This is a genomic window from Streptomyces sp. NPDC006012 (assembly GCF_042871185.1).
Lineage (GTDB): Bacteria > Actinomycetota > Actinomycetes > Streptomycetales > Streptomycetaceae > Streptomyces.
Map to the genome: position 1 here is coordinate 23,947 of NZ_JBIAIE010000003.1, position 23,411 is coordinate 47,357.

A 23,411-nucleotide genomic window follows, 5' to 3' on the forward strand; every position below is an offset into this window, starting at 1 on the left:
ATGGCGCGGACGGCGGGCAGAAAAATACGAACGACGGTGTCAGCGGCGGCTGTTACGCCGGTGGGCCTGACGGTGACGACGCGGTCCCGCACCCGGCTCAGCTGCCGGGTGCGGGACCGCGGGGTTTCGGACCGACCGCTGGGGTTCGGGTCAGAGTCGCTCGGGCGTCCGGATGCCCAGCAGGCCCATGCCGCGGTGCAGCGTGCGGGCCGTGAGGTCGACGAGGAACAGCCGGTTCTCCGTCTGCTCGGGGGTGTCGGCCTTCAGGACCGGGCACTGGTCGTAGAACGTCGTCAGCAGCGTGGCCAGGTGGTACAGGTACGAGGCCAGCTTGTGCGGCTCGTACCCGGTGGCCACCTCGCGGATCGTCTCGGCGAACTGGTCCAGGTGCAGGCCCAGTGCCCGCTCGGCCGGGGCCAGCGGCAGTTCCGGCCGGGCGGCCGGGGTGGCCGCGCCCGCCTTGCGGAGGATCGACTGGACACGGGCGTACGCGTACTGGAGGTAGACGGACGTGTCGCCGTTCAGCGACACCATCTGGTCCAGGTCGAACTTGTAGTCCCGTACCGCCGACGTCGACAGGTCCGCGTACTTGACGGCGCCGATGCCGACGTACCGGCCGTTCTCGACGATCTCCTGCTCGGACAGGCCCACCTTTGCGGCCTTCTCCCGGACGACGGCCGTCGCCCGCTCGGCCGCCTCGTCGAGCAGGTCCTCCAGCCGGACCGTCTCGCCCGCACGCGTCTTGAACGGCTTGCCGTCCTTGCCGAGGACCGTGCCGAAGGCCAACTGCTGCGCCTTCACGTCCTCGTTCAGCCAGCCCGCCCGGCGGGCCGTCTCGAAGACCATCCGGAAGTGCAGCGACTGGCGGGCGTCGACCACGTACAGCAGCGTGTCCGCCTTCAGGTTGAACACGCGGTCCCTGATCGCCGACAGGTCCGTCGCCGCGTAGCCGTAGCCGCCGTCGGACTTCTGCACGATCAGCGGGACCGGGTTGCCGTCCGGGCCCTTGACGTCGTCGAAGAAGACGCAGAGCGCACCCTCGGAGCGGACCGCCACACCGGACTCCTCCAGGAGGCGGCAGGTCTCGGCCAGCATGTCGTTGTAGCCGGACTCGCCGACGATGTCCGGGTCGCGGACCTCCATGTCCAGCTTCTCGAAGACGGAGAAGAAGTAGATCTTCGACTCGTCCACGAACTTCTGCCACGTGGCCAGCGTCTTCGGCTCGCCCGCCTGGAGGTCGACCACCCGGCGCCGGGCCCGCGTCTTGAACTCCGTGTCGGAGTCGAACAGCTTGCGCGCCGTCTTGTAGAGGCGGTCGAGGTTCGACATCGCCTCCTCACCGGTCACCTGGCCGGCCTTGTGGTCCAGTTCGTGCGGGTGCTCGTCCAGGTACTGGATGAGCATGCCGAACTGGGTGCCCCAGTCGCCGATGTGGTGCCGGCGGACCACGTTCTCGCCGGTGAACTCCAGGATCTGGACCACCGCGTCGCCGATGACGGCGGACCGCAGGTGGCCGACGTGCATCTCCTTCGCCACGTTCGGCTGGGCATAGTCGATCACCGTGGTGCCCGGGTGCTCGGCGTAGGGCACACCGAGCCGCTCGGTGTCCGCGTACCGCGCGGCCAGGTTCCGGGTGATCGCCCCGTCGGCGACCGTGATGTTCAGGAAGCCGGGTCCGGAGACCTCGACGTCCTCGATCACGTCACCGGTGGTGATCCGGGAGACGACCTGCGTCGCCAGCTCCCGGGGGTTCGCCTTGGCCTTCTTGGCGAGCGCCAGGATGCCGTTGGCCTGGTAGTCGGCCCGGTCGCTTCGTCGCAGCAGCGGGTCCGCGCCGGCGGCCTCGGGCAGGGTGGCCGAGAGGGCGGACGCGAGGTGCTGCTGGACGGAGTCGCTGAGGGACGTGACCGAGGCCATAGGAATGGGTGCCGTTCTCCTCGTGGGAATGGATAGACCCACTCAGTATCCCACGGGGGGTAAAGCGGTTTTCCCGGTGCGCGGCGGTCTGGGAGAATGGACCGGTCAGCCGTGTGACCGTACCGGCTGCCCTCCGGAGGAAGAAGGACGTGCCGACCGTGGCTCAGAGCACCGAGAACACCGACTGGGTCTCCCGTTTCGCGGATGAGGTCATCGAGGAGTCGGAGCGTCGGGCCCAGGGCAAAAAGGCGTCGGCCGATACCGCTCCGGTGATCGCCGTGGCCTCCGGGCTCTCCCCTTCCGGACCCATCCACCTGGGCAACCTCCGCGAGGTCATGACCCCGCACCTGGTCGCCGACGAGATCCGGCGGCGCGGCCACCGGGTGCGGCACCTCATCTCCTGGGACGACTACGACCGTTACCGCAAGGTGCCGGCCGGTGTCGCGGGCGTCGACGAGTCCTGGGCCGAGCACATCGGCAAGCCGCTGACCTCCGTACCCGCCCCGAAGGGTTCCGCGCACCCGAACTGGGCCGAGCACTTCAAGGCCGCCATGGTCGAGTCGCTGGCCGAGCTGGGCGTGGAGTTCGACGGGATCAGCCAGACCGCGCAGTACACGTCGGGTGTCTACCGCGAGCAGATCCTGCACGCCATGAAGCACCGCAAGGACATCGACGCGATCCTGGACCAGTACCGGACCAAGCCGAAGCCCGCGAAGAAGCAGCAGCAGAAGGCCGTCGACGAGGCCGAACTGGAGGCCGAGGAGGGCTCGGGCGCGGCGAACGAGGACGACGGCAGCTCCGGCTCCGCCGGGTACTTCCCGTACAAGCCGTACTGCGGCAACTGCGCGAAGGACCTCACCACCGTCACCGGGTACGACGACGACACCACCGAGCTGACCTACACCTGCGACGCCTGCGGCTTCTCCGAGACCGTGCGGCTGAGCGAGTTCAACCGCGGCAAGCTGGTGTGGAAGGTCGACTGGCCGATGCGCTGGGCGTACGAGGACGTCGTCTTCGAGCCCTCCGGCGTCGACCACTCCTCGCCGGGGTCGAGCTTCCAGGTCGGCGGCCAGATCGTCGGGATCTTCGGCGGCAAGCAGCCGATCGGCCCGATGTACGCCTTCGTCGGGATCAGCGGGATGGCGAAGATGTCCTCGTCCCGCGGTGGCGTCCCCACCCCGGCCGACGCGCTGAAGATCATGGAGCCGCAGATCCTGCGCTGGCTGTACGCCCGCCGGCGGCCCAACCAGTCCTTCAAGATCGCCTTCGACCAGGAGATCCAGCGGCTCTACGACGAGTGGGACAAGCTGGCCGCCAAGGTCGCCGGGGGCGACTCCGCGCTCCCCGGGGACGTGGCCGCCTACAGCCGTGCCGTCGGTACGGCCGCCGGTGAGCTGCCGAGGACGCCGCGTCCGCTGCCGTACCGCACGCTGGCGTCCGTGGCCGACGTCACCGCGGGCCACCAGGACCAGGCCCTGCGCATCCTGTCCGAACTCGACCCGGCCGACCCGCCGGCCTCGCTGGACGAGGTCCGTCCGCGGTACGACAAGGCCGAGGCGTGGATCAACGCCTACGTCCCGGCCGACCAGCGCACCATCGTGCGCGAGGAGCCGGACGCCGACCTGCTGAAGTCGCTCGACGAGCGGGACCAGCGGTCGCTGCGGCTGCTGCTCGACGGTCTGGCCGGGCAGTGGTCGCTGGACGGGCTGACGCATCTCGTGTACGGCGTGCCCAAGGTGCAGGCCGGGTTCCCCTCCGACGCCACGCCGAAGGACCTGCCGCCGGAGATCAAGACCGCCCAGCGGACGTTCTTCGCGCTGCTGTACCACCTGCTCGTCGGGCGCGACACCGGCCCGCGGCTGCCCACGCTGCTGCTGGCGGTCGGGCAGGAGCGGGTGCGGGTCCTGCTCGGGGAGTAGGCCCTCCGCCGGGTTGGCGGGGGCTTCGATGGCGGGGGCTGGGGTTGTTGGCCGGGTGCGGGGGCGTTGCGGGTGGTTTGCGCCAGTTCCCCGCGCCCCCATGGAGCTCCCTGCGACGCGGCTGGAGCCGGTGTTGCACGGTGGCCGCGACGGCGTGCTCGCGTGCGAAGCGGCGGGCCGACCGCAGCTCGGCGGCGGCGGACTCACCGCACGTTTCCGTTCGCGGCCGCCTGGGCGGCACACGAACGCGTCGCCCAGGGATACATCCAAGGCAGGATCGTACTCACGGTCGCCTGGGAACGAGCCGCTTCACGGACACGTCCGGCGTTCGGCCTCGGGTGGGACCCGACCACGCCGTCTTCGACCGCGGCGACCTCACTTTCGGCCGCCGCGGCTACCCGCACGGCTGTGTCTCGCTTGCTGGAGGAAGTAGTCCGACGACCGGACACCGCCCGACGCCCTGGGCGCAGGGAGCGTCCTGCTGTCCGGACCGAAGCGGGAAGCGTCGGCGGCGGGCTGTTCGGGCAGGTTGGGGTCGTAATTCGCGTACTGCGCGGCGGGGTGATTCGTCAGGTCCGCACCGACGTGGGAAACGTCGGGGGTGAGCGGTCCGGGCGGGTTGGAGTAGTAATTCGCGTATGGTGCGACGGGGTTAGGCAGTTCCCTCATATTCTCACCGAAGAGGGAAGAGTCGGCAAGGGGGAGGTGGGGTGCGGGAGGAAAAGTCGAAGGGCTGAAGCCAGTGTCTCCGGCTTGGCCCTGCGGGTCGAACACGGAGGCGCTTGCGTGCGGGCCGAACAACGGAGCGGGGGCATCTTTCGGGCCCGGTGCCTTCTGCTTTTTTTTCTCACTCGGCCTATTTTTTCTCAGGCGTTCGGCCAGCTCCGCCTGCTCCTTTTTTGACAACCCAGCGCGGCCGGCCTCGACGGCCTTGCCATGGGCCCACGTGTAGGCAGTCGACATATTGACGCCCTTGTCCAAGCAGAATCGTCTCAGTGACGTGCCGTCTTCAGTTTTCAAGAATTCCCTGAAGAATTGCGTCACACGCACGGCCTCGCTGGGAGATGAAATACCTTCGGCGTCGAGATACGCTATCAGCTCTTTCTTCTCCGTCTCTGACAACCCATCGCGGCCACTCGGACGGACCTCGCCCTTGGCCCAGCGGTGACCAAGCCCGGAAGGCAAGTCCGCGGCTTTGGAAAAAGAACTCAGGGACTTGCGCGTGTCCAGTTTCCATTGTTCCAAAAACCTCTTCAGAAAATCTGTTACGTCTTGGGTTGAGTGTTTCTTGTATTTCTTCGGCATCGTGTGGCCTCCGGCGGTCTGCGGCCGGCAGTCCCGGCCGCCACGGACAATTTCCTGTCACAACGGGACCGAACCGCCGACGGTTCAGCTCCCCTGGGCCTGTGTACCTGCCGATGCGACTCTGCGACCGCTACGAGGGGATGACTCCGTGCGGGGGTTCTCGTGACAGCTACGACGTCCGTCGGCGGCCGCCATCCCCACGGTCACCGCTGTGGGACCGAGGTCCTAGCCGCCGTGCCGGGCGACAAGCTCGTGGAGCCTCGCGATGCCCTCCACGCCTTGGGGCAGCCTCGCGGCGGCCGGGGATCCGGGGATACATCCAAGGCAGGATCGTACTCACGGTCGCCCAGGAACGAGCCGCTGCACGGACACGTCCGGCGTTCGGCCTCGGGTGGGACCCGACCAGGCCGTCTTCGACCGCGTCGACCTCACTTTCGGCCGCGGCCACCCGCCCGGCTGTTTCCCGCCTGGCCCCGTGCGCCCGACTGCTTGGGGAAGTAATCCGACGTCCGGACATTGCCCGCCCTGGGCGCAGGGAGCGTCCTGCTGTCCGGACCGAAGAGGGAAGCGTCGGCGGCGGGCTGTTCGGACGGGTTGGGGTAGTAATCCGCGTACTGTGCGGCGGGGTAAGTCGTCAGGTCCGGATCGAAGTGGGAAGCGTCGGCGGCGGGCTGTTCGGACGGGTAATTCGCGTACTGTGCGACGGGGTTAGGCAGTACCGTCATCTCCTCACCGAAGAAGGAAGAGTCGGCAGGGGGGAGGTGGGGTGCGGGAGGAAAAGTCGAAGGGCTGAAGCCTGTGTCTCCGGCTTGGCCCTGCGGGCCGTACAGGGAGACGCTTGCGTGCGGGCCGAACAACGGAGCGGGCTCAGCTTTCGAGCGCGGTGCTGCCTTCTTCCCTTTTTTCGCACTCGGCAAATTTTCTTTCAGACGTTTGTCCAGCTCCTTCCGCTGCTCATCTGACAACCCAGCGCGGCCGCCCTTGACGGAGTAGCCGTGGGCCCACGAGTAGGTAGTCGAACTATTGACATCCTTGACTTCGGCGAAACGCGCCAGTGACGTGTCCGGTTCAGTTTTCAAGTACTCCTCGAGGAACTCCGTCACATACGCGGCATCGCGGCGAGGTGCATAGCTTTCGGCCTCGAGAATCGCGTCCAACCTGTCTATCTCTGCGTCCGACAAACCCTTGCGGCCTTCCGGAATCACCTCGCCGGTGGCCCAGCGGTGACCAAGTCTGGCAGCCATTTTCTCGGCTTTGGTGAAAGGAGTCATGGCCTGTTCTTGGTTCAAAAACCTCTTCAAAAATGCTGTTACCTCTTCGGGTGTATGTTGGTGTTGTTTCCTCGGCATCGTGTGGCCTCCGGCGGTCTGCGGCCGGCAGTTCCGGCCGCCACGGACAATCTCCTGTCACAACGGGACCGAACCGCCGACGGTTCATCTCGCCTGGGCCCGTGTACCTGCCGATGCGACTCTGCGACCGCTACGAGGGGATGACTCCGTGCGGGGGTTCTCGTGACAGCTACGACGTCCGTCGGCGGCGTGTCTCCCGGGCGGGCTTCGGCCCGTCGGGACCTCGCCCGGTGGTTCGGTTGTCGTGCAGCCTGCGGAAGGCGCGGCACGCGGCCCAATGGATCCAGAGCTCACGCCCCGATCGACGGGCATGCCACCCCGTCAGCGGTCTGGTCACCCGGCCGACCAGCAGGTGCCGCGGGCACGGTCTGACCTCAGAAATCACGTGCTTCAGGCGATGAAAGTGCTCACCCGCCGGCGGCTACGGCACCGAGTCTCCACGACCCGGCAAGTCCCGTCAGGCGATGTGGTCTTCTTCCAGTTCCGCTGTGTGGCGGTTGGTGAAGCGGTTGACCATGCGTTTGGTCTCGTCCACGGGGAGCGTCTGGCCGAACTCGGCCTCGACGTTGTCGCCGAACTCGCGCGGGGTCGGATAGCTGCCGTTGATCGACTTCTTGAACACCTGGTAGTACGAGTCCTCGTCCGGCTCGGCGGCCGGGGTGCCGCCGCCCTCGCCCAGTTCCCGGGTGCGGTTCGGGCCCACCGGGATCGGGAAGCTGCCGGTGTCCTCCGGGGAGGGCACGGGCGGTTCGGGCTCGGCGTTCTGCTGCTCCGCGAACTGCTGGTCCGGGAACTGCTGGTTCGCGAACTGCTCGGCCGGGAACCCCTGGTCGGTGAACTGCTGCTCCGTGAACGCCTGGTCCGCCTGCTGGTTCCTGAACTGCTGGGCCTCGAACCACTGTTGTTCGTACTGTTCGTCGCTGCCGGGGCCTGGGCCGGGGGCATGCCCGCGCGGGTCGAATCCGGGGTTGTAGCCGCCCTGGTAGTCGGCGTGCTGCGGAGGAGTCTGGAACCACGGGTTCTGGTTCGCGTTCTCGGCCGGGGCGGGCTCTGCGGTGCGCTGCCCGGGGATTCCGGGGCGGGCCGGTACCGGTGCCGGGTCGGCGGTCCGCTCGGGGGCGGGGGGCGCGGGCAGTTCCGGCTGCTGTGGCGGCGCGGGGATCAGGGCCGGCTCGATGCCCGCCGCGGCCAGGCCCGAGGGAGCCGTGTCCGCGAGCGGTACTCCGTACTTCGCCAGCCGTAGCGGCATCAGGGATTCCACCGGGGCCTTGCGGCGCCAGGCGCGGCCGAAGCGGGAGCGCAGCCGGGTCTGGTAGACGAGCCGTTCCTGCTCCAGCTTGATGACCTGCTCGTACGAGCGCAGCTCCCACAGCTTCATGCGGCGCCACAGCAGGAACGTCGGAAGGGGGGAGAGCATCCAGCGGGTGAGGCGGACGCCCTCCATGTGCTTGTCGGCCGTGATGTCGGCGATCCGGCCGATGGCGTGCCGGGCGGCCTCGACCGCGACCACGAACAGCACCGGGATCACCGCGTGCATGCCCACGCCCAGTGGGTCGGGCCAGGCCGCCGCGCCGTTGAAGGCGATCGTCGCCGCGGTCAGCAGCCAGGCCGTCTGACGCAGCAGTGGGAACGGGATGCGGATCCAGGTCAGCAGCAGGTCCAGGGCGAGCAGGACGCAGATGCCGGCGTCGATGCCGATCGGGAAGACATAGGCGAAATTCCCGAAGCCCTTCTTGAGGGCCAGCTCACGGACGGCGGCATAGGAGCCGGCGAAGCCGATGCCGGCGATGATCACGGCGCCGGCCACGACCACGCCGATGAGAACGCGGTGCATCCGAGTCAGCTGAATCGGCGCGGCCACCCGAACTCCCTCCCCTTGGGTGTTGTTGCGCGCAACAGGGTGGCACATGTGTGCGGCGCGCGCGTCGCCGGTACGTCGGCAGGCGGCTCGTCAGCCCTTCTTGGCCGCCGACTTGGACGGCGACGGGGACGGCGAGGCGGCGCTGCCCGTGTTCGCCGACGCCACCGCGGACACGGCCTCCTTGACTGCCTTCTGCGCGGACTTCACCAGGTCGTCGGCGTTCGGGGTCTTCTCACCGGCCAGGCCCGCGCCGTTGTAGTCGAGGGTGACGACGACGTTCTCGACGCGTGCCACGATCGTCTGCTGCTTGAAGTCCCCCTCCTTCTTCCGCAGGTCGTAGCGCAGGACCGTCGCCTCGTCGCCCGTCCCGGTGAGGGTCTGCGACTTGAGGTTCTTCGCTCCGGTCACCGCCCGGGTGTCCTGGATCTGCTTGGTGTAGTACGCCTGCGCCTGCTGGTCGGCGGAGCCGCGGCTGGTGTCGGACTCGAAGCGCAGGAGGGAGACGTTGAGCCAGCGGAACTGGGAGCCCTTCACGCCGTTGTCGTCCAGGCTGCTCCAGGAGCAGCTGGCCCGGGACAACACATCGCTGGAGTTGCCCTTTTTGCCGGACTTCGAGCTTTTGGGTACGAGTTGACCCAGTGTCTTCTTCGACAGTACGGCGCATGACTCGGGCAGCTTGTGGTACGCGGCCGCCTGCACGGTCGGCGAGGGGCTCGCGGAGCCGGTGCCGGTGCCGGTGCTGCTGTCGCTCGCAGACTGCTTGGCGTCGCCGCCCTGGGAGCCGGAGTCCGAGGAGCAGCCTGCGACGGCGAGCACGGCCGGCACGGCGGCCGCGCAGACAAGGACACGGCGCAACCGTCCCGCTCGCCGGTCACGCTGATCACGCTGGTCGTCTCGCTGGGCTGCTCGCTGCATGGTTCCTTCACTCATGACGCTCGTGTTCCTGCGGTCGGATCGTCCGAGGGGCCCACGGTACGCGGTGAGTGAGCGGGGCGGTTCCGGTTCGGCGGCCCGGCGGAGGTGCCCGGAAGGGTCCGCGGGGGCCGTCAGCCGGACAGCGAGCCGGCCAGGTGCGCGGCCAGATTCCGTGCCCTGTCCTGCATTTCCTTGCTGTCGGGGGTCGCGCCGACGGTCATCGGCTGCTCCGCGTACTCGATGGTCACGATCACGTTGGACGTGCGAAACACCACAGTCACCGTTCGCTGTTCGGCCGTCGAACCCGAGTTGCCGAGCTGGTCGTCGAGGAACGCCTCGTCGCCCAGGCCGTCGAGTACGCGCGGCCGGAGGTCGGCGGCGGCGGTGCCGTCGGACTCACCGGCCGAGGGGGTCGGGGCCGAGGACGAGGGAGTGCCGGAGGACGAGGGCGAGGGAGTGCCGGAGGGGGAGGCGTCGGCGACCGGCCCGGTGCCCGCCATCGGCGCCAAGGAGGACCCGGACGCGGGGGCGCCGGACTCGGGCAGGTCGGCCGCCGTCTGCACGTCCGCGAACAGTTTCTGCGCCTGGCTGTCGTCGCTGACGGAGTTGTCGTACGACACGACCCGTTCGAAGTCGACGTAGAGGTGGTCGGTGGCGTCGGCGGACTCGACCTTCCAGCGGCAGCCGACCTTGCGGTCGGTGTCGTACGTCTGCGTCGCGGTGCCGTCGTACGCCTTGCTCCGCTGGTCCTGGTCGGGAATCTCCTTGATCCCGGGCAGCAGGGAGTCGAGCGCGCCGCGGCCGACCGCGGCACAGGGTTCGGGGAGTGTGCGGTACTTGCCGGGCTGGGCCGCCTCGGGCACGGTGCCCGCGTTGCCGGGGTTCGCGTCGTCCGCCGCCCCCGTGTCCGCGGAGCCGCCGGTGCAGCCGGTCAGCAGCGCCACGAGGAGGGCTGCGGTCCCGGTCACATACGCCTTCCGCTGCACGGTCAGGCTCCTCTCGACGCTGTCGGCGCGTTGGGTCCTTCGGTGTCCCCGCTGGAATTCGCTTGCCGCCGCGGGGCGTCACCTGGAGACAATGTGTATCGCACGCGCCGCCGCTTATGCCGGTCCGTTGTCGCTTTTCGCCGACCTTGGCGCCGCTTCTGCCTTATTTCGGTTCTAGGGCTTTTTATGACTCATGGGGGACTGGGGAAGACATGTCGTACACAGAAATACCGGGTGCCAAGGTCCCCATCCGGCTGTGGACCGATCCGGCCACGGTCGAGCAGGGCGCGCTCCAGCAACTGCGCAACGTCGCCACGCTGCCCTGGATCAAGGGCCTGGCCGTCATGCCGGACGTCCATTATGGCAAGGGCGCGACGGTCGGTTCGGTCATCGCGATGCAGGGCGCCGTCTGCCCGGCCGCGGTGGGCGTGGACATCGGCTGTGGCATGTCCGCCGTGCGGACGTCGCTGACGGCGAACGACCTGCCCGGGGACCTCTCCCGCCTCCGCTCGAAGATCGAGCAGGCGATTCCGGTGGGCCGCGGGATGCACCGGGACCCCGTCGACCCGGGCCGCTTCCACGGGCTGGCGACTTCGGGGTGGGAGGGCTTCTGGGACCGGTTCGACGGGGTCGCCGAGGCCGTCAGGTTCCGGCGCGAGCGGGCCGCCGTGCAGATGGGCACGCTGGGCTCCGGCAACCACTTCTGCGAGGTGTGCGTCGACACCTCCGGCTCGGTGTGGCTGATGCTGCACTCCGGTTCCCGCAACATCGGCAAGGAACTCGCGGAGCACCACATCGGGGTCGCCCACACGCTCCCGCACAACCAGGGCCTGGTCGACCGCGACCTCGCCGTCTTCGTGGCGGACACCCCGCAGATGGCGGCGTACGAGCACGACCTGTACTGGGCGCAGGAGTACGCGAAGTACAACCGGTCGATCATGATGGCGCTCCTCAAGGATGTCGTCCGCAAGGAGTTCAAGAAGGCGAAGGTGGCCTTCGAGCCCGAGGTGAACTGCCATCACAACTATGTGAGCCGCGAGCGCTACGAGGGCATGGACCTGCTCGTCACCCGCAAGGGCGCGATCCGCGCGGGCTCCGGTGAGTACGGGATCATCCCGGGTTCGATGGGCACGGGTTCGTACATCGTGCGGGGCCTCGGCAACGAGAAGTCCTTCAACTCCGCGTCGCACGGCGCCGGTCGCCGGATGAGCCGCAGCGCCGCGAAGCGCCGCTTCTCCACGCAGGACCTTCAGGAGCAGACGCGCGGTGTGGAATGCCGCAAGGACTCCGGCGTGGTCGACGAGATCCCCGGCGCCTACAAGCCGATCGAGCAGGTCATCGACCAGCAGCGGGACCTGGTGGAGGTCGTCGCGAAGCTGAAGCAGGTCGTCTGCGTGAAGGGCTGACCGGCGGGTTCCGGCCCGCCGGCCACCGCCGCCCGGTCCTGCGTCCTGTGTCCTACGTCCTACGGCCGGGTCTCGCGCAGATGGCCGATCCGGTCGGAGACGGCCGCCACCGTCCGCTTCATGTGGCGGGCGATCGTGCCCAGTTCGGTGTCGTCCAGGTCCTCGAAGAGGGCGGACCAGTCGCCGCCCAGCCGCTCCCACGCCCGCTCGAACTCGGTGATCTTCTCCGGCACGGCGGCCACCAGCACCCGTCGCCGGTCGGTCGCGTCCCGTTCCCGGACGACGTACCCCGCCCGTTCCAGCCGGTCCACCAGCCGGGTCGCCGAACCGGTCGTCAGCCCGGTCAGGTCCGCGATCCGGCCCGTCGTCACCGGCGTCCGCTCCAGCGCGAGCAGGTTCAGGCACTGCAGATCGGTGGGGTGCAGGCCCAGGTGGTCGGCGACGGCCTGGTTGAACAGGGCGTACGACGCCATGCAGCGACGGGAGAGGGTGGCCAGCTCCGACCGCAGCCGCGCCCGCGCGCTTCCGTCCCCGGTCATGTCCTGCTCCGCTCGCTCGGCCTGCGCATTCTGAGTCTGCGCTTCCCTGGTCCTTCCGGGCTCCCTGTTGCTGGTTCCTGACGGTCGTCGTTTCTTCTGGTGCCTGGCGGTCGCCCGCCTCGCTGCCCGCCCGCCCAGTAGTCCGGCCGGGCCCGCCCGCCCGGTCAGAAGGAGTACGGGTCCCCGGTGGCGAGGATCAGCACCTGTTCCCGGTCGTTGGCCCGGTTGCCGTCCACCGCGCCGCCGCTCCACACCGTGTCGAGCTGCAGCGTGACCTCCGCGGGCTGGTCCCGCAGCGTCACGCCGAGCCGGACCTGCTCCCCGAAACTGTCCGCGGCCAGCGGTCCCGTCCCGCAGACCAGCACCCGCTCGCCCGTGCGCACACACCCGGCCGGCAGCTCCAGCCGGTCCGCCAGCGCCACCGACCAGCGCAGCTGCACGCTGGCGCCCGGAACGGCGGACGGCCCGTGGTTGCGCGGGGTGAAGCGGACGTCGATCTGCCGGCCGCTCAGCACCGCCGACCCGTGGTAGGCCAGATCCGCCTCCGGCGTACGAGCCGCACCGGCGGTACCGGCGCCCCTGGCGGCGTCGGCCGCCCCAGCCTTTCCGTCCGTGCCGCTCGCGTCGGCGGGCCCGGCCGCGGCGACCGCCGCCAGCACGGCGGCCCCCCACACGGCGAGCACCCTCGTCCTACGCATGCCACCCCCTCTGTGTCCTACACATGTCACCCACTCCGTCATTCCAGGGACAGGCACGTACGCAGGGATGTATCCCACGCACAGCGGGCGTCAGGCGCCCTCCAACAGGTGACACCGCGCATGCCAGGCTGCACCCATGCTGATCCTCCGCTCCGCCGTCCTGTTCGTCGTGGCCGCCGTCTTCGAGATCGGCGGTGCCTGGCTCATCTGGCAGGGCGTCCGCGAGCACCGTGGCTGGCTGTGGATGGCCGGAGGCGTGCTGGCCCTCGGCGCCTACGGCTTCGTCGCCACCTTCCAGCCCGACGCCCACTTCGGCCGCATCCTCGCCGCGTACGGCGGGATCTTCGTGGGCGGTTCGATCCTGTGGGGGGTGGTCGCCGACGGTTACCGGCCCGACCGCTGGGACCTCGCCGGTGCGCTGATCTGCCTCGCCGGGATGGCGGTGATCATGTGGGCGCCGCGCGGCTCCGGCTGATCGTGCGGGCGGTGCCCGGCGGTGCCGGTCCCCTAACCTGGGTGGCGTAGCCCGTACGCCCGTCCGAGGAGCAAGCCCATGGCCCCCGCCGTACCGCCCGCCGCCTCCCGCATCGCCGTCGTCACCGGTGCGAGCAGCGGAATCGGCGCCGCCACCGCCCGCGGGCTGGCCGCGGCCGGGTACCGGGTGGTCCTCACGGCCCGCCGCAAGGACCGCATCGAGGCGTTGGCCGAGGAGCTGACCGCGGCCGGGCACGAGGTGACGGCGTACCAGCTGGACGTCACCGACCGGGCCGCCGTCGACGAGTTCGCGACCGCCTTCAGGACGGTCGGCGTGCTGGTCAACAACGCGGGCGGAGCGCTCGGCGCGGACCCGGTCGCCACCGGCGACCCGGCCGACTGGCGCACGATGTACGAGACGAACGTCATCGGCACCCTCAACATCACCCAGGCACTGCTGCCCAAGCTTGAGGCCGGCGGCGACGGCGCGGTCGTGGTGGTCTCCTCCACCGCGGGCCTCGGCACCTACGAGGGCGGCGCGGGCTATGCCGCCGCCAAGCACGGCGAACACGTCCTCGCCGAGACCCTGCGCCTGGAGATCGTGGGCCGGCCGGTCCGCGTCATCGAGATCGCCCCCGGCATGGTCAAGACCGACGAGTTCGCGCTGACCCGTTTCGGCGGGGACGCGGCGAAGGCGGCGAAGGTGTACGAGGGGGTGGCCGAGCCGCTCACCGCCGAGGACGTGGCGGACACGATCACCTGGGCGGTGACCCGCCCGAGCCACGTCAACGTGGATCTGCTGGTCCTGCGTCCGCGGGCCCAGGCGTCCAACACGAAGGTGCACCGGGAGCGGTGATCCCCCCGGCCCGGTGCCGGGTCCCGGGGAGGCCGCGGTCGCGGCCGGGCCGGTGCGCGGTGGTGCCGGGGCCGTGGGTGTCGGCGTGGTGGCGTCGGCAGGGAGATCCGGGCGCGGTGTCGCGGCCGGGTCGGTCGCCGGTGGCCGTGCGGAGGGCCGTCACCCTCTCTCGCGCGCGGCTTCGGGGCGCACCGCTGCCGCGTAGGACGTCGGGGGCATCCCCACGGTCGCGGTGAAGTCGCGGACCAGGTGGGCCTGGTCCGCGTAGCCGAGGTCGGCGGCCAGGGCCGCCCAGTCCACCGTGTGCTCGGTCTCGGCGCGCTCCAGGGCCTGGTGGATGCGGTAGCGCAGGATGACCCACTTCGGCCCGACCCCGACGTACCCGGCGAAGAGGCGTTGCAGCAGCCGTACGGACAGGCCCTCGGTGCGGGCGAAGTCGCCGACCCGGCGGACCGTGCGGTCGGTGCGGATGCGGTGCACGAGGGCCGTCGCGAGGTCGGCCTGCGGGTCGGGGCGGGGGCGGCGGGCGAGCAGGAACGCGTCGAGGGCGGCGACACGGGCGTCCTCGTCGTCCGGGTCGAGCACGGCCCGCGGGTCGACGTCCGGCCAGACCTCGGTGAAACGCACGCGGCGGCCCGTCCAGTCGGCCACCGCTCGGTCCGGGGCGAAGGGCCGGAAGCCGCCGGGCCGGAACTGGATCCCGCAGACCCGGCCCCGGCCCGCCAGCTTCTGCGCGAACAGCCCGAGCCCGATTCCCGCGACCTCGGCGAACGGCTCCTCGCCCGTGAACTGCTGGAAGACCACGTTCACCGACGGGTGCGGCACGACGTGGGAGACGTACGGCCGGCTGAGGTCCCAGTCGATCAGCCAGTAGTGCTCCAGGTAGGTGCGCAGGGCCGGATCCGGGTTCCCGGGGCTGCCGGGGCTGAAGGGGCTGCCGGGTCTCCCGGGGTTGCTGGGTGGGCTGCCTGGGCTTTCGGGGCTGCCGGGTCCGTGCGGGGTCGCGGGCCCGGGGAAGGGCTCCCGGCGTCGGAAGTCCACGTGCGCGAAGAGTTCCGCCGGGTCGACGATGCCGCGGGTGTCACGGCGGGGGGCTGCCATGTCCGGATCGTAGGCCGGGGCTCTGACATCGATGCTGATACTCGGGTTCCGGTGGGCCGGGGGCCCGACGGCGGGCCGGGGCACGGGAAGGGCGATCTCGCGGTGGCCGCCAGTACGGGAAGCGTCGGCCGGCGGAACAACGCGGGGGCAGCGGCCGGCGGAAAAGGACGGGGCGGAATACGGAGCCGGGGGAGACCGTTGGGCAGGTATAGTTGAATGGTAAACCAATTGGAGGGTGTGAGTGGCCATGCAGTTCGGGATTTTCAGCGTCGGTGATGTCACGCCGGACCCCACGACGGGCCGTGTGCCGACCGAGCACGAGCGGATCAAGGCCATGGTCGCCGTCGCGGTGAAGGCCGAGGAGGTCGGTCTGGACGTGTTCGCGACGGGTGAGCATCACAATCCGCCGTTCGTGCCGTCGTCGCCGACCACGATGCTGGGGTACGTGGCGGCGCGGACCGAGCGGCTGGTGCTGTCCACGTCGACGACGCTGATCACGACCAACGATCCGGTGAAGATCGCGGAGGACTTCGCGATGCTGCAGCACCTGGCGGACGGCCGGGTGGACGTGATGATGGGCCGTGGGAACACCGGGCCGGTCTATCCGTGGTTCGGGCAGGACATCCGGCAGGGCATCAACCTGGCGGTGGAGAACTACGCGCTGCTGCACCGGCTGTGGCGTGAGGACGTGGTGGACTGGGAGGGGCGTTTCCGCACTCCGCTGCAGGGTTTCACGTCCACGCCGCGTCCGCTGGACGGTGTGCCGCCGTTCGTCTGGCACGGTTCCATCCGTTCGCCGGAGATCGCCGAGCAGGCCGCTTATTACGGTGACGGCTTCTTCCACAACAACATCTTCTGGCCGGCCGAGCACACCAGGCGGATGGTCGAGCTGTACCGGACCCGGTACGCGCATTACGGGCACGGGACGCCGGAGCAGGCGGTCGTCGGTCTGGGCGGCCAGGTGTTCATGCGCAGGAACTCGCAGGACGCGGTGCGCGAGTTCCGTCCGTACTTCGACAACGCGCCGGTGTACGGGCACGGCCCGACGCTGGAGGAGTTCACCGACCAGACCCCGCTGACCGTGGGTTCCCCGCAGCAGGTGATCGAACGGACGCTGTCCTTCCGCGAGTACGCCGGCGACTACCAGCGCCAGCTGTTCCTGATGGACCACGCGGGACTCCCGCTGAAGACGGTCCTGGAACAGCTCGACCTGCTCGGCGAGGAGGTCGTACCGGTACTCCGCAAGGAGTTCGCCGCCGCCCGCCCGGCCGGCGTGCCCGACGCCCCCACCCACGCTTCGCTGCTCCGCGCCAAGGAGGTGTCCGCCGCATGAAACTCGTCGTCGTCTCGGCGGGACTGGGCGTCCCGTCCTCCACCCGGCTGCTCGCCGACCGGCTGGCCGCCGCCACCGCGGCGGACGTCGCCACCGACGTCCGGGTCGTCGAGGTGCGCGAACTCGCCGTGGCGATCGCGCACCACCTCACCAGCGGCTTCCCGGGCCGCGACCTGGCCGCCGCACTGGACGCGGTCGCCCGGGCGGACGGGCTGATCGTCGTCACCCCGGTCTTCACCGCCTCGTACAGCGGCCTGTTCAAGTCCTTCTTCGACCTGCTCGAACCGGACGCACTGGCCGGCAAGCCGGTGCTGATCGCCGCGACCGGCGGTACGGCCCGACACTCCCTGGTCCTGGAGCACGCCCTGCGCCCGCTGTTCGCCTACCTCAAGGCCGTGGTCGTACCCACCGCCGTCTACGCCGCCTCGGAGGACTGGGGCGCGCAGGGTCTCGCGGAACGCATCGACCGGGCGGCGGCGGAGCTGGCCGGGCTGATGACCGGGCCGGCGGAGACCAGTGAGACCAGGGTGGCCAGAGTGGCCGAGGGGGCCATGGGGAACACGGCGGCGACCCCGGGGAACTCCGGGCGCGAGGCCGGCCACGGGAATCCCGGGGAGCCGGGGCCGGACCAGAGCACGAGGGCCGCGGGGCCGGTGGGGCGCGCGGCGGGTGCGTCGGCCGCCGCGGACCTCCTGGACGTGGTGCCCTTCGAGGAGCAGTTGGCGCGGCTCCGCGCCGCCTGAGGACGGGCGGTGCGGCCCCGGGCAACCGGAGATTCGTCACACACGCCGGCCGACGGTGAGAAGACCGTGCGCCCCGGCACCAGGTTGCGTCCGGCACGGTGAGAGGCGGGTAAAAAGGGCGATCGTAAGCCCGCTCGGCCCGCTCGAACGGTCCGGGGACTTGGCAAACTGGGTGCGTGCCCCAGACTGTGCTGCTCGCCGAAGACGACCGCGCCATCCGCCATGCCCTGGAGCGGGCCCTGACGCTGGAGGGCTATGCGGTGACGGCGGTCGCCGACGGAGTGGAAGCGCTGGCGCACGCCCACCGCACGCCACCGGACGTCCTGGTCCTCGACGTGATGATGCCCGGGATCGACGGCCTCCAGGTGTGCCGGGTGCTGCGCGCCGAGGGCGACCGCACCCCGATCCTGATGCTCACCGCGCTGGTCGAGACCGCCGACCGGATCGCGGGTCTCGACGCCGGGGCCGACGACTACGTCGTCAAGCCGTTCGACGTCGAGGAGGTCTTCGCCCGGCTGCGCGCCCTGCTGCGCCGCGCCGCCCCGGTGACCGCGGGCGGCAGCGGAGGTGGCAGCGGCGGCGGCAGTGGAGGCAGCGGAGGCGGTGGTACCGCCCCGGTCCGCGAGTCGCACGCCGACGACCGCCAGGTGGAGGCGGCCGGGCTGCGCATGGACCTCCAGGCACGCCGGGCCTGGCGCGGCAAGCGGGAGCTGGAACTGACCCGCACCGAGTTCGAACTGCTGGAACTCCTGGCCCGCAACGCCGGCATCGTGCTCGACCACTCCACCATCTACGACCGCATCTGGGGCTACGACTTCGGACCCGGCTCCAAGAACCTCGCCGTCTACGTCGGCTACCTGCGCCGCAAACTCGACGAACCCGGCGCACCGCAGCTGATCCACACCGTGCGGGGCGTGGGTTACGTGCTGCGGGAGGACTGAGTGGGCCGCCTGCGCCGGCCGTCGGCCCCGCGCAGGCCGCCCGTGCTGCGCCGGCTGTCGGCACTGAGCCGGCTGACGGTGCTGCGCCGGCCCAAACTCGTCTCGCTGCGCACCACCTTCGCCGTGTCCTTCGCGGCCATCACCGCCACCGTCACGATCCTCGTCGGCATCCTGTCCTACAGCGCCGCCGCCCGGCTGGTCCGCGTCGACCAGCAGTCGGTGTTCACCCAGGTCGTGCAGGACGTACAGACCGAGGTACGGCAGACGGAGATGGTGCCGCAGGACTTCAGCTCCACCCGGCCCGGACACGACGTGGTCCGGCCCAGCCGCACCGACGTCCAGGTGCTCGGCGCGCAGGGCGAGATCGTCGACCACGGCAGCCCGGTGCTGCCGGTCACCGCCAAGGACCGGGCCATCGCCACCGCCCGGGCGGCTGGCCGGACCGTCCAGTACACCGACGTGAAGGTCGCCGACGACCTGTTCCGCGTCGCCACCGTCGCGCTCGGCGACGGGCGGGGCGCGGTGCAGGTCGCGCAGGAGTTCAGCGACACCGAGGACCTGCTGCGGGCGCTCCAGCAGCGCACGCTGGTCCTGATGGCCGCGGTCGTGATCGCCGCGGGACTGGTCGGCTGGTGGCTGGCCCGCCGTATCACCCGGCGCCTGGTCATCCTCACCACCGCCGCCGAGGACGTCGCCCGCACCCGCCGGCTGGGCATCCAGGTGCCCGTCGCCGGCCTCGACGAGGTGGGCCGCCTGGGCCGGGCGTTCGACCGGATGCTGGGGCGGCTGGCCCAGTCGGAGGAGGACCAGCGGCGGCTCGTCCAGGACGCGGGCCACGAACTGCGCACCCCGCTGACCTCCCTGCGTACGAACATCTCCCTGCTGCGCCGCATCGACGAGCTGCCGCCCGACACCCGCGACGATCTCGTCGCCGACCTCACCCAGGAGGCCCGCGAGCTGACCGACCTGGTCAACGAGCTGGTCGACCTCGCCGCCGGGCAGTCCGACACCGAGCCGACCCAGCGGGTCGACATCGCGGACGTCGCCGAGGACGTGGTGGGCCTGGCACGCCGCCGCACCGGGCGGGAGATCGTGCTGTGGACCGGCGGGGACACCGTCACCGACGGGCGGCCCGGCATGCTCCAGCGCGCGCTGTCCAACCTGCTGGAGAACGCCACCAAGTTCGACAGCGACCGCGGCTCGCCCATCGAGGTCCGGGTCACCGGCCCCGCGCTCGCCACGGCACGGCAGTTCCTGCGCCCGTACGAGGGCGGGGCAGGCACCGCCCGGATGCACGCCCGCCCCGCCGGACCGGTGCGCGTCGAGGTCCTGGACCGCGGGCCGGGCATCGCCGACGGCGATCTGATCCGGATCTTCGACCGCTTCTACCGCGCCGCCGACGCCCGCTCCCTGCCCGGCTCCGGGCTGGGCCTGTCCATCGTGCGGGAGGTGGCCATGGCACACGGCGGGGCACCTTTCGCGCTGCGCCGGGACGGCGGCGGCGCGGTGATCGGCTTCACGGTGGGCGGGGGCGTCACCGGGGATCCGGATGACGGGGCATGAGAGACGTCGTGGTGGAGTGACGGAGGTCGTGGTGGAGCGGCGGCGGTCGTGACGGAGGTCGTGGTGGAGCGGCGGCGGTCGTGACGGAGTTCGCGGTGGAGTTTGCCGGCGGTCGGGACGGAGGTCGCGGTGGAGTATTCCGCCGGTCGTGATGGAGTGCGACGGTGGTCGTGACGGGGTGCGACGGGCGGGTCGTCCGGGTCGCGCAGGGCCCGGTTCGAGGGAAGTGGTGGCCCACGGGGACTGGTGAGGGTACGGGGAAGGAATGCCGCATGCTGACCGACGCGGAGGCCGCCGCCCTCGCCCACCTCGACGAGGCGGACATCGGCCGGACCCTGCTTGAGCTGATCGCGATCCCCAGCATGACCGGGAGCGCCGCCGAGTCCGAACTCCAGCATCATCTTGCCGGGTGCCTGGCACGGCTCGGACTGGAGGTCGACCTGTGGTCCATGGACCTGCCGGCCCTGCTCGCCGACCCCGCCTTCCCCGGACTTGAGGCGCCCCGCGAGGAGGCATGGGGCCTGGTCGGGCACACCGCCGGGGACGGCGACGTGCCCGCGCTGATCCTCCAGGGCCATGTGGACGTCGTACCGCCCGGGGACCCGGCGGCCTGGGACGGCGACCCGTTCGTGCCGAGGGTGCACGGGGACGTGGTCCACGGGCGCGGCGCCTGCGACATGAAGGCCGGACTGGTGGCGCACCTCGCCGCGCTGGCCGCGGTCCGGGCGGCCGGGGTGCGGCTGCGCGGCCGGGTCGCGGCGCACTTCACGGTCGGCGAGGAGGACGGCGGGATCGGTGCCTTCGGCACGCTGCGGCGCGGGCACACCGGTGCCGCCTGCGTCATCACCGAGCCGACCGCCGGCACGCTGGTCACCGCCAACGCGGGTGCCCTCACCTTCCGGCTGACCGTCCCCGGCCGGGCGGCGCACGCCGGTTCGCGGGCGGCCGGGGTCAGCGCGGTCGACGCCTATCTGCCGCTGCACCGCGCGCTCGCCGCTCTGGAGGCCGACCGCAACCGCGATCCGTCCCCGCTGATGGCCGAGTACCCGATCCCGTACGCGCTGTCCGTCGGCACCCTCCGGGCCGGCGACTGGGCCGGCACCGTGCCGGACCTGCTGGTCGCCGACGGCCGGCTGGGTGTCCGGCTCGACGAGGAACCGGCCGACGCGCGCGCCGAGTTGGAGCAGCGGGTGGCCGAGGCGTGCGCCGCCGATACGTGGCTCGCGGCGCATCCGGCGACCGTGAGCTGGCCCGGCGGGCAGTTCGCGAGCGGACGGCTGCCCGCCGGGCACCCGCTGCGCGACGAGGTGCGCGACGCCTGCGCCGATGCCAACGGCTGGGCGGCCCGTCCGCGGGAACGCGGTGTGCCCTACGGCAGCGACCTCAGGCTGTATGCCGCGGCGGGCGTGCCGACGCTCCAGTACGGACCGGGCGACGTACGGGTGGCGCACAGCGCGCACGAGTATGTGTCCGTGCGCGAGGTGGTGGAGGCGGCGCGGACCCTGGTGCTCACGGTGCTGCGGGTGGCGGGCACGAAGTGACCTACGGGGCGCGGAGCGGGTTTTGCCGGCGGGTTCGGGGAGCGGTCGGCGAGCCGGCCATGACGTGGCCTGGGCTACGGGCGTGGCACGCGCCTGCGTCGGGTCAGGGACGGCAGCCGGGTCAGCGACGGCAGCCGGGTCAACTACGGCAGCGGGGTCGGCTGAAGAGGCCCGGCCGGCTGAGGAAACCCGGCCGGCTGAGGAAACCCGGCCGTGTGAGGAAGCCCTCCGCCCGGGCGCTCGCCAGCCCGATGCGCGGGATGTCGCTGCTCTTGGCGAACAGCAGGAACCGCGGTTCCCACACGGGCCGGTACTTGGCGTTCGCCCGGTACAGGGACTCGATCTGCCACCAGCGGGAGAAGAACGTCAGCACCGACCGCCACAGCCGCAGCACCGGGCCCGCCCCCAGCCGGGAGCCCCGCTCGAAGACGGACCGGAACATCGCGAAGTTCAGCGACACCCGCCGGACGCCCAACTCCTCTGCACGCAGCAGCAGTTCCACGACCATGTACTCCATCAGCCCGTTCTCGCACGCCCGGTCCCGGCGCATCAGGTCCAGGGACAGGCCGTGCCCGCCCCAGGGGACGAAGCTGAGCAGGGCGCGCGGTTCCCCTGCCGCGTCCCGGCACTCCAGCATCACGCAGCGCCCGTCGGCCGGGTCGCCGAGGCGGCCGAGGGCCATGGAGAAACCGCGCTCGGTGGCGCCGTCCCGCCAGTGGTCGGCGCGGTCGACCAGCAGCGCCATCTCGGCCTCGGGGATGTCCGCGTGGCGGCGGACGCGCACCGTGTACCCGGCCCGCCGGACCCGGTTGTGCGCCTGGCGGACCACGCGCATCGCCCGTCCCTCCAACGTGAAGTCGGCCAGCTCCACGATCGCCTCGTCGCCCAGTTCCAGGGCGTCGAGGCCGTGCCGGGCGTAGACGGTGCCGGCCTCCTCGCTCGCGCCCATCACCGCGGGCGTCCACGCGTGCCGGCGTGCCTCGGCGAGCCACGCGTCGATGGCGCCGGGCCAGGCCTCCGGGTCGCCGATCGGGTCGCCGGAGGCCAGGCTGACACCGCTGACCACGCGGTAGGTGACGGCGGCCTTGCCGCTCGGGGAGAACCGGGCCGCCTTGTCCCGGCGCAGCGCGAAGTGGCCGAGCGAGTCGCGCTCGCCGTGCAGCTCCAGCAGGGCCCGCAGCCGCTCCTCGTCCTCGGCGGCGAGCAGCGCCCGGCCGCGCGGGGCGCGGAAACAGGCGTACAGCACGAGGAGGACGGTGGCGGCCATCAGGACGTTGACGATGATGTCGACCCAGTGGGGCGCGCTCACCGCGTCGACCCGGTCGGCGAGCGGGCCCACGCTGACACCGCGCAGCAAGGTGTACGCGATCCGGTCCTGGAGGCTCGCTCCGGACTGCCGGTTCGTCGCGCTCACCAGCAGCGTGCCGAGGGTGCCTGCGACCAGCAGACCGCCCGCTCCGGCGGCCAGCGCGAGCCGCGGGTTGGAGCGGTCGCCGATGGCGTCGAACTCACGGCGGCCGATCAGCAGCGCGGCCACGAACAGGCCGGTGAGGGCGGTGGAGAGCCAGTTGAAGAGGTGCGCGCCGTAGCTGCCGGTGGCGAGCGCGAGCACGTAGAGGCAGCACAGGGGGCCGGCGAGGAGCAGGTTGAAGACCCAGGCGGCGCGTTTGCGGCGGCGCATCACCACGGCCAGGAACAGTGCGAACGCCGCCGAGCCCAGACCCGCGGTGGCCAGGTACGGCGTGAAGAACTCGCCCGCGTTGTGCTCCTGCACCTCCTCCCGGAACGGCAGCGACACGACCGCGGCGATGTTGAGCACGGCGAGCAGCCGCAGGTACCAGACGGTCGCGGCGGCCGCCCGCGCCCGCAGCCGGGCGGACACGGCGGGGCGCCGGCGCTCGTGCCGTACGGAGACCTGTTCGGAAGTCGGCGTCGACTGCTGTACGGGCATGGTGACCGGCACC

At 71.0% G+C, this 23,411-nt stretch carries 19 protein-coding genes; 9 read left to right on the forward strand and 10 right to left on the reverse strand.

All coding sequences use genetic code 11. The features are described 5' to 3' along the window. Window positions 1-150 precede the first annotated feature (150 nt). A complete protein-coding gene (gene argS / locus ACFYPJ_RS06955) occupies window positions 151-1,917 on the reverse strand; it encodes an arginine--tRNA ligase (RefSeq protein WP_389011709.1) in 1,767 nt (588 codons plus the stop codon). A gap of 149 nt (window positions 1,918-2,066) precedes the next feature. On the opposite strand from argS, the gene lysS reads away from it, so the two are divergent. Continuing rightward, window positions 2,067-3,836: a lysine--tRNA ligase gene (gene lysS / locus ACFYPJ_RS06960; protein ID WP_389011711.1), complete on the forward strand. Its 1,770-nt coding sequence runs from the start codon at window positions 2,067-2,069 to the stop codon at window positions 3,834-3,836. A 375-nt stretch (window positions 3,837-4,211) separates the two neighbouring features. Here lysS and ACFYPJ_RS06965 read toward each other — a convergent pair whose 3' ends face one another. The 5 genes from ACFYPJ_RS06965 to ACFYPJ_RS06985 form a co-directional block, all read right to left on the reverse strand. Beyond that, window positions 4,212-5,141, reverse strand: a complete 930-nt coding sequence (locus tag ACFYPJ_RS06965) for a hypothetical protein (RefSeq protein WP_389011714.1) — start codon at window positions 5,139-5,141, stop codon at window positions 4,212-4,214. Window positions 5,142-5,569: 428 nt separating this feature from the next. Continuing rightward, a complete protein-coding gene (locus tag ACFYPJ_RS06970; protein ID WP_389011717.1) occupies window positions 5,570-6,412 on the reverse strand; it encodes a hypothetical protein in 843 nt (280 codons plus the stop codon). A gap of 535 nt (window positions 6,413-6,947) precedes the next feature. Next, window positions 6,948-8,324, reverse strand: coding sequence for a DUF2637 domain-containing protein (locus ACFYPJ_RS06975; RefSeq protein ID WP_389011720.1), 1,377 nt, complete (start codon window positions 8,322-8,324; stop codon window positions 6,948-6,950). A gap of 117 nt (window positions 8,325-8,441) precedes the next feature. Beyond that, a complete protein-coding gene (locus ACFYPJ_RS06980) occupies window positions 8,442-9,281 on the reverse strand; it encodes a DUF3558 family protein (protein WP_389011723.1) in 840 nt (279 codons plus the stop codon). Between the two features lie 116 nt (window positions 9,282-9,397). After that, window positions 9,398-10,252 (reverse strand): DUF3558 domain-containing protein, encoded by an 855-nt coding sequence (locus ACFYPJ_RS06985; protein WP_389011726.1) that lies wholly within the window; start codon window positions 10,250-10,252, stop codon window positions 9,398-9,400. Between the two features lie 212 nt (window positions 10,253-10,464). On the opposite strand from ACFYPJ_RS06985, the gene ACFYPJ_RS06990 reads away from it, so the two are divergent. Continuing rightward, window positions 10,465-11,658 carry an RtcB family protein gene (locus tag ACFYPJ_RS06990; protein WP_389011729.1) on the forward strand — a complete coding sequence of 398 codons (1,194 nt, stop codon included), beginning with the start codon at window positions 10,465-10,467 and terminating at the stop codon, window positions 11,656-11,658. A gap of 59 nt (window positions 11,659-11,717) precedes the next feature. On the opposite strand, the gene ACFYPJ_RS06995 is transcribed toward ACFYPJ_RS06990, so the two are convergent. Both ACFYPJ_RS06995 and ACFYPJ_RS07000 read right to left on the reverse strand, forming a co-directional pair. After that, window positions 11,718-12,197 carry a MarR family winged helix-turn-helix transcriptional regulator gene (locus ACFYPJ_RS06995; RefSeq protein WP_389011732.1) on the reverse strand — a complete coding sequence of 160 codons (480 nt, stop codon included), beginning with the start codon at window positions 12,195-12,197 and terminating at the stop codon, window positions 11,718-11,720. Between the two features lie 164 nt (window positions 12,198-12,361). Continuing rightward, window positions 12,362-12,895 carry a hypothetical protein gene (locus ACFYPJ_RS07000; RefSeq protein WP_389011734.1) on the reverse strand — a complete coding sequence of 178 codons (534 nt, stop codon included), beginning with the start codon at window positions 12,893-12,895 and terminating at the stop codon, window positions 12,362-12,364. A gap of 136 nt (window positions 12,896-13,031) precedes the next feature. Here ACFYPJ_RS07000 and ACFYPJ_RS07005 point away from each other — a divergent pair, with 136 nt between their 5' ends. Together ACFYPJ_RS07005 and ACFYPJ_RS07010 are read left to right on the forward strand one after the other, a co-directional pair. Next, on the forward strand, window positions 13,032-13,370 hold the full coding sequence (locus ACFYPJ_RS07005) for a YnfA family protein (RefSeq protein ID WP_389011737.1): 339 nt from the start codon (window positions 13,032-13,034) through the stop codon (window positions 13,368-13,370). Window positions 13,371-13,448: 78 nt separating this feature from the next. Next, window positions 13,449-14,225, forward strand: coding sequence for an SDR family NAD(P)-dependent oxidoreductase (locus tag ACFYPJ_RS07010; protein ID WP_389011740.1), 777 nt, complete (start codon window positions 13,449-13,451; stop codon window positions 14,223-14,225). A gap of 159 nt (window positions 14,226-14,384) precedes the next feature. Here the strand turns inward: ACFYPJ_RS07010 and ACFYPJ_RS07015 are convergent, their stop codons facing one another. Further along, window positions 14,385-15,326 (reverse strand): DUF6597 domain-containing transcriptional factor, encoded by a 942-nt coding sequence (locus ACFYPJ_RS07015; protein WP_389011743.1) that lies wholly within the window; start codon window positions 15,324-15,326, stop codon window positions 14,385-14,387. Window positions 15,327-15,573: 247 nt separating this feature from the next. Between ACFYPJ_RS07015 and ACFYPJ_RS07020 the strand changes: the two genes are divergently transcribed. The 5 genes from ACFYPJ_RS07020 (at window position 15,574) to ACFYPJ_RS07040 (ending at window position 21,447) form a co-directional block, all read left to right on the forward strand. Next, on the forward strand, window positions 15,574-16,659 hold the full coding sequence (locus tag ACFYPJ_RS07020) for an LLM class flavin-dependent oxidoreductase (RefSeq protein WP_389011746.1): 1,086 nt from the start codon (window positions 15,574-15,576) through the stop codon (window positions 16,657-16,659). Beyond that, the gene (locus ACFYPJ_RS07025; protein WP_389011749.1) at window positions 16,656-17,402 is read left to right on the forward strand and encodes a CE1759 family FMN reductase; all 747 of its coding nucleotides are present in this window, start codon (window positions 16,656-16,658) and stop codon (window positions 17,400-17,402) included. The genes ACFYPJ_RS07020 and ACFYPJ_RS07025 overlap by 4 nt, the downstream gene beginning before the upstream one ends. Before the next feature lie 176 nt (window positions 17,403-17,578). Further along, on the forward strand, window positions 17,579-18,343 hold the full coding sequence (locus ACFYPJ_RS07030) for a response regulator transcription factor (RefSeq protein ID WP_389011752.1): 765 nt from the start codon (window positions 17,579-17,581) through the stop codon (window positions 18,341-18,343). A gap of 54 nt (window positions 18,344-18,397) precedes the next feature. Beyond that, on the forward strand, window positions 18,398-19,906 hold the full coding sequence (locus ACFYPJ_RS07035) for an ATP-binding protein (protein ID WP_389012926.1): 1,509 nt from the start codon (window positions 18,398-18,400) through the stop codon (window positions 19,904-19,906). Between the two features lie 272 nt (window positions 19,907-20,178). Then, a complete protein-coding gene (locus ACFYPJ_RS07040; RefSeq protein WP_389011754.1) occupies window positions 20,179-21,447 on the forward strand; it encodes an ArgE/DapE family deacylase in 1,269 nt (422 codons plus the stop codon). Between the two features lie 139 nt (window positions 21,448-21,586). On the opposite strand, the gene ACFYPJ_RS07045 is transcribed toward ACFYPJ_RS07040, so the two are convergent. Continuing rightward, a complete protein-coding gene (locus ACFYPJ_RS07045) occupies window positions 21,587-23,398 on the reverse strand; it encodes a phosphatidylglycerol lysyltransferase domain-containing protein (protein WP_389011757.1) in 1,812 nt (603 codons plus the stop codon). Between the last annotated feature and the right edge of the window lie 13 nt (window positions 23,399-23,411).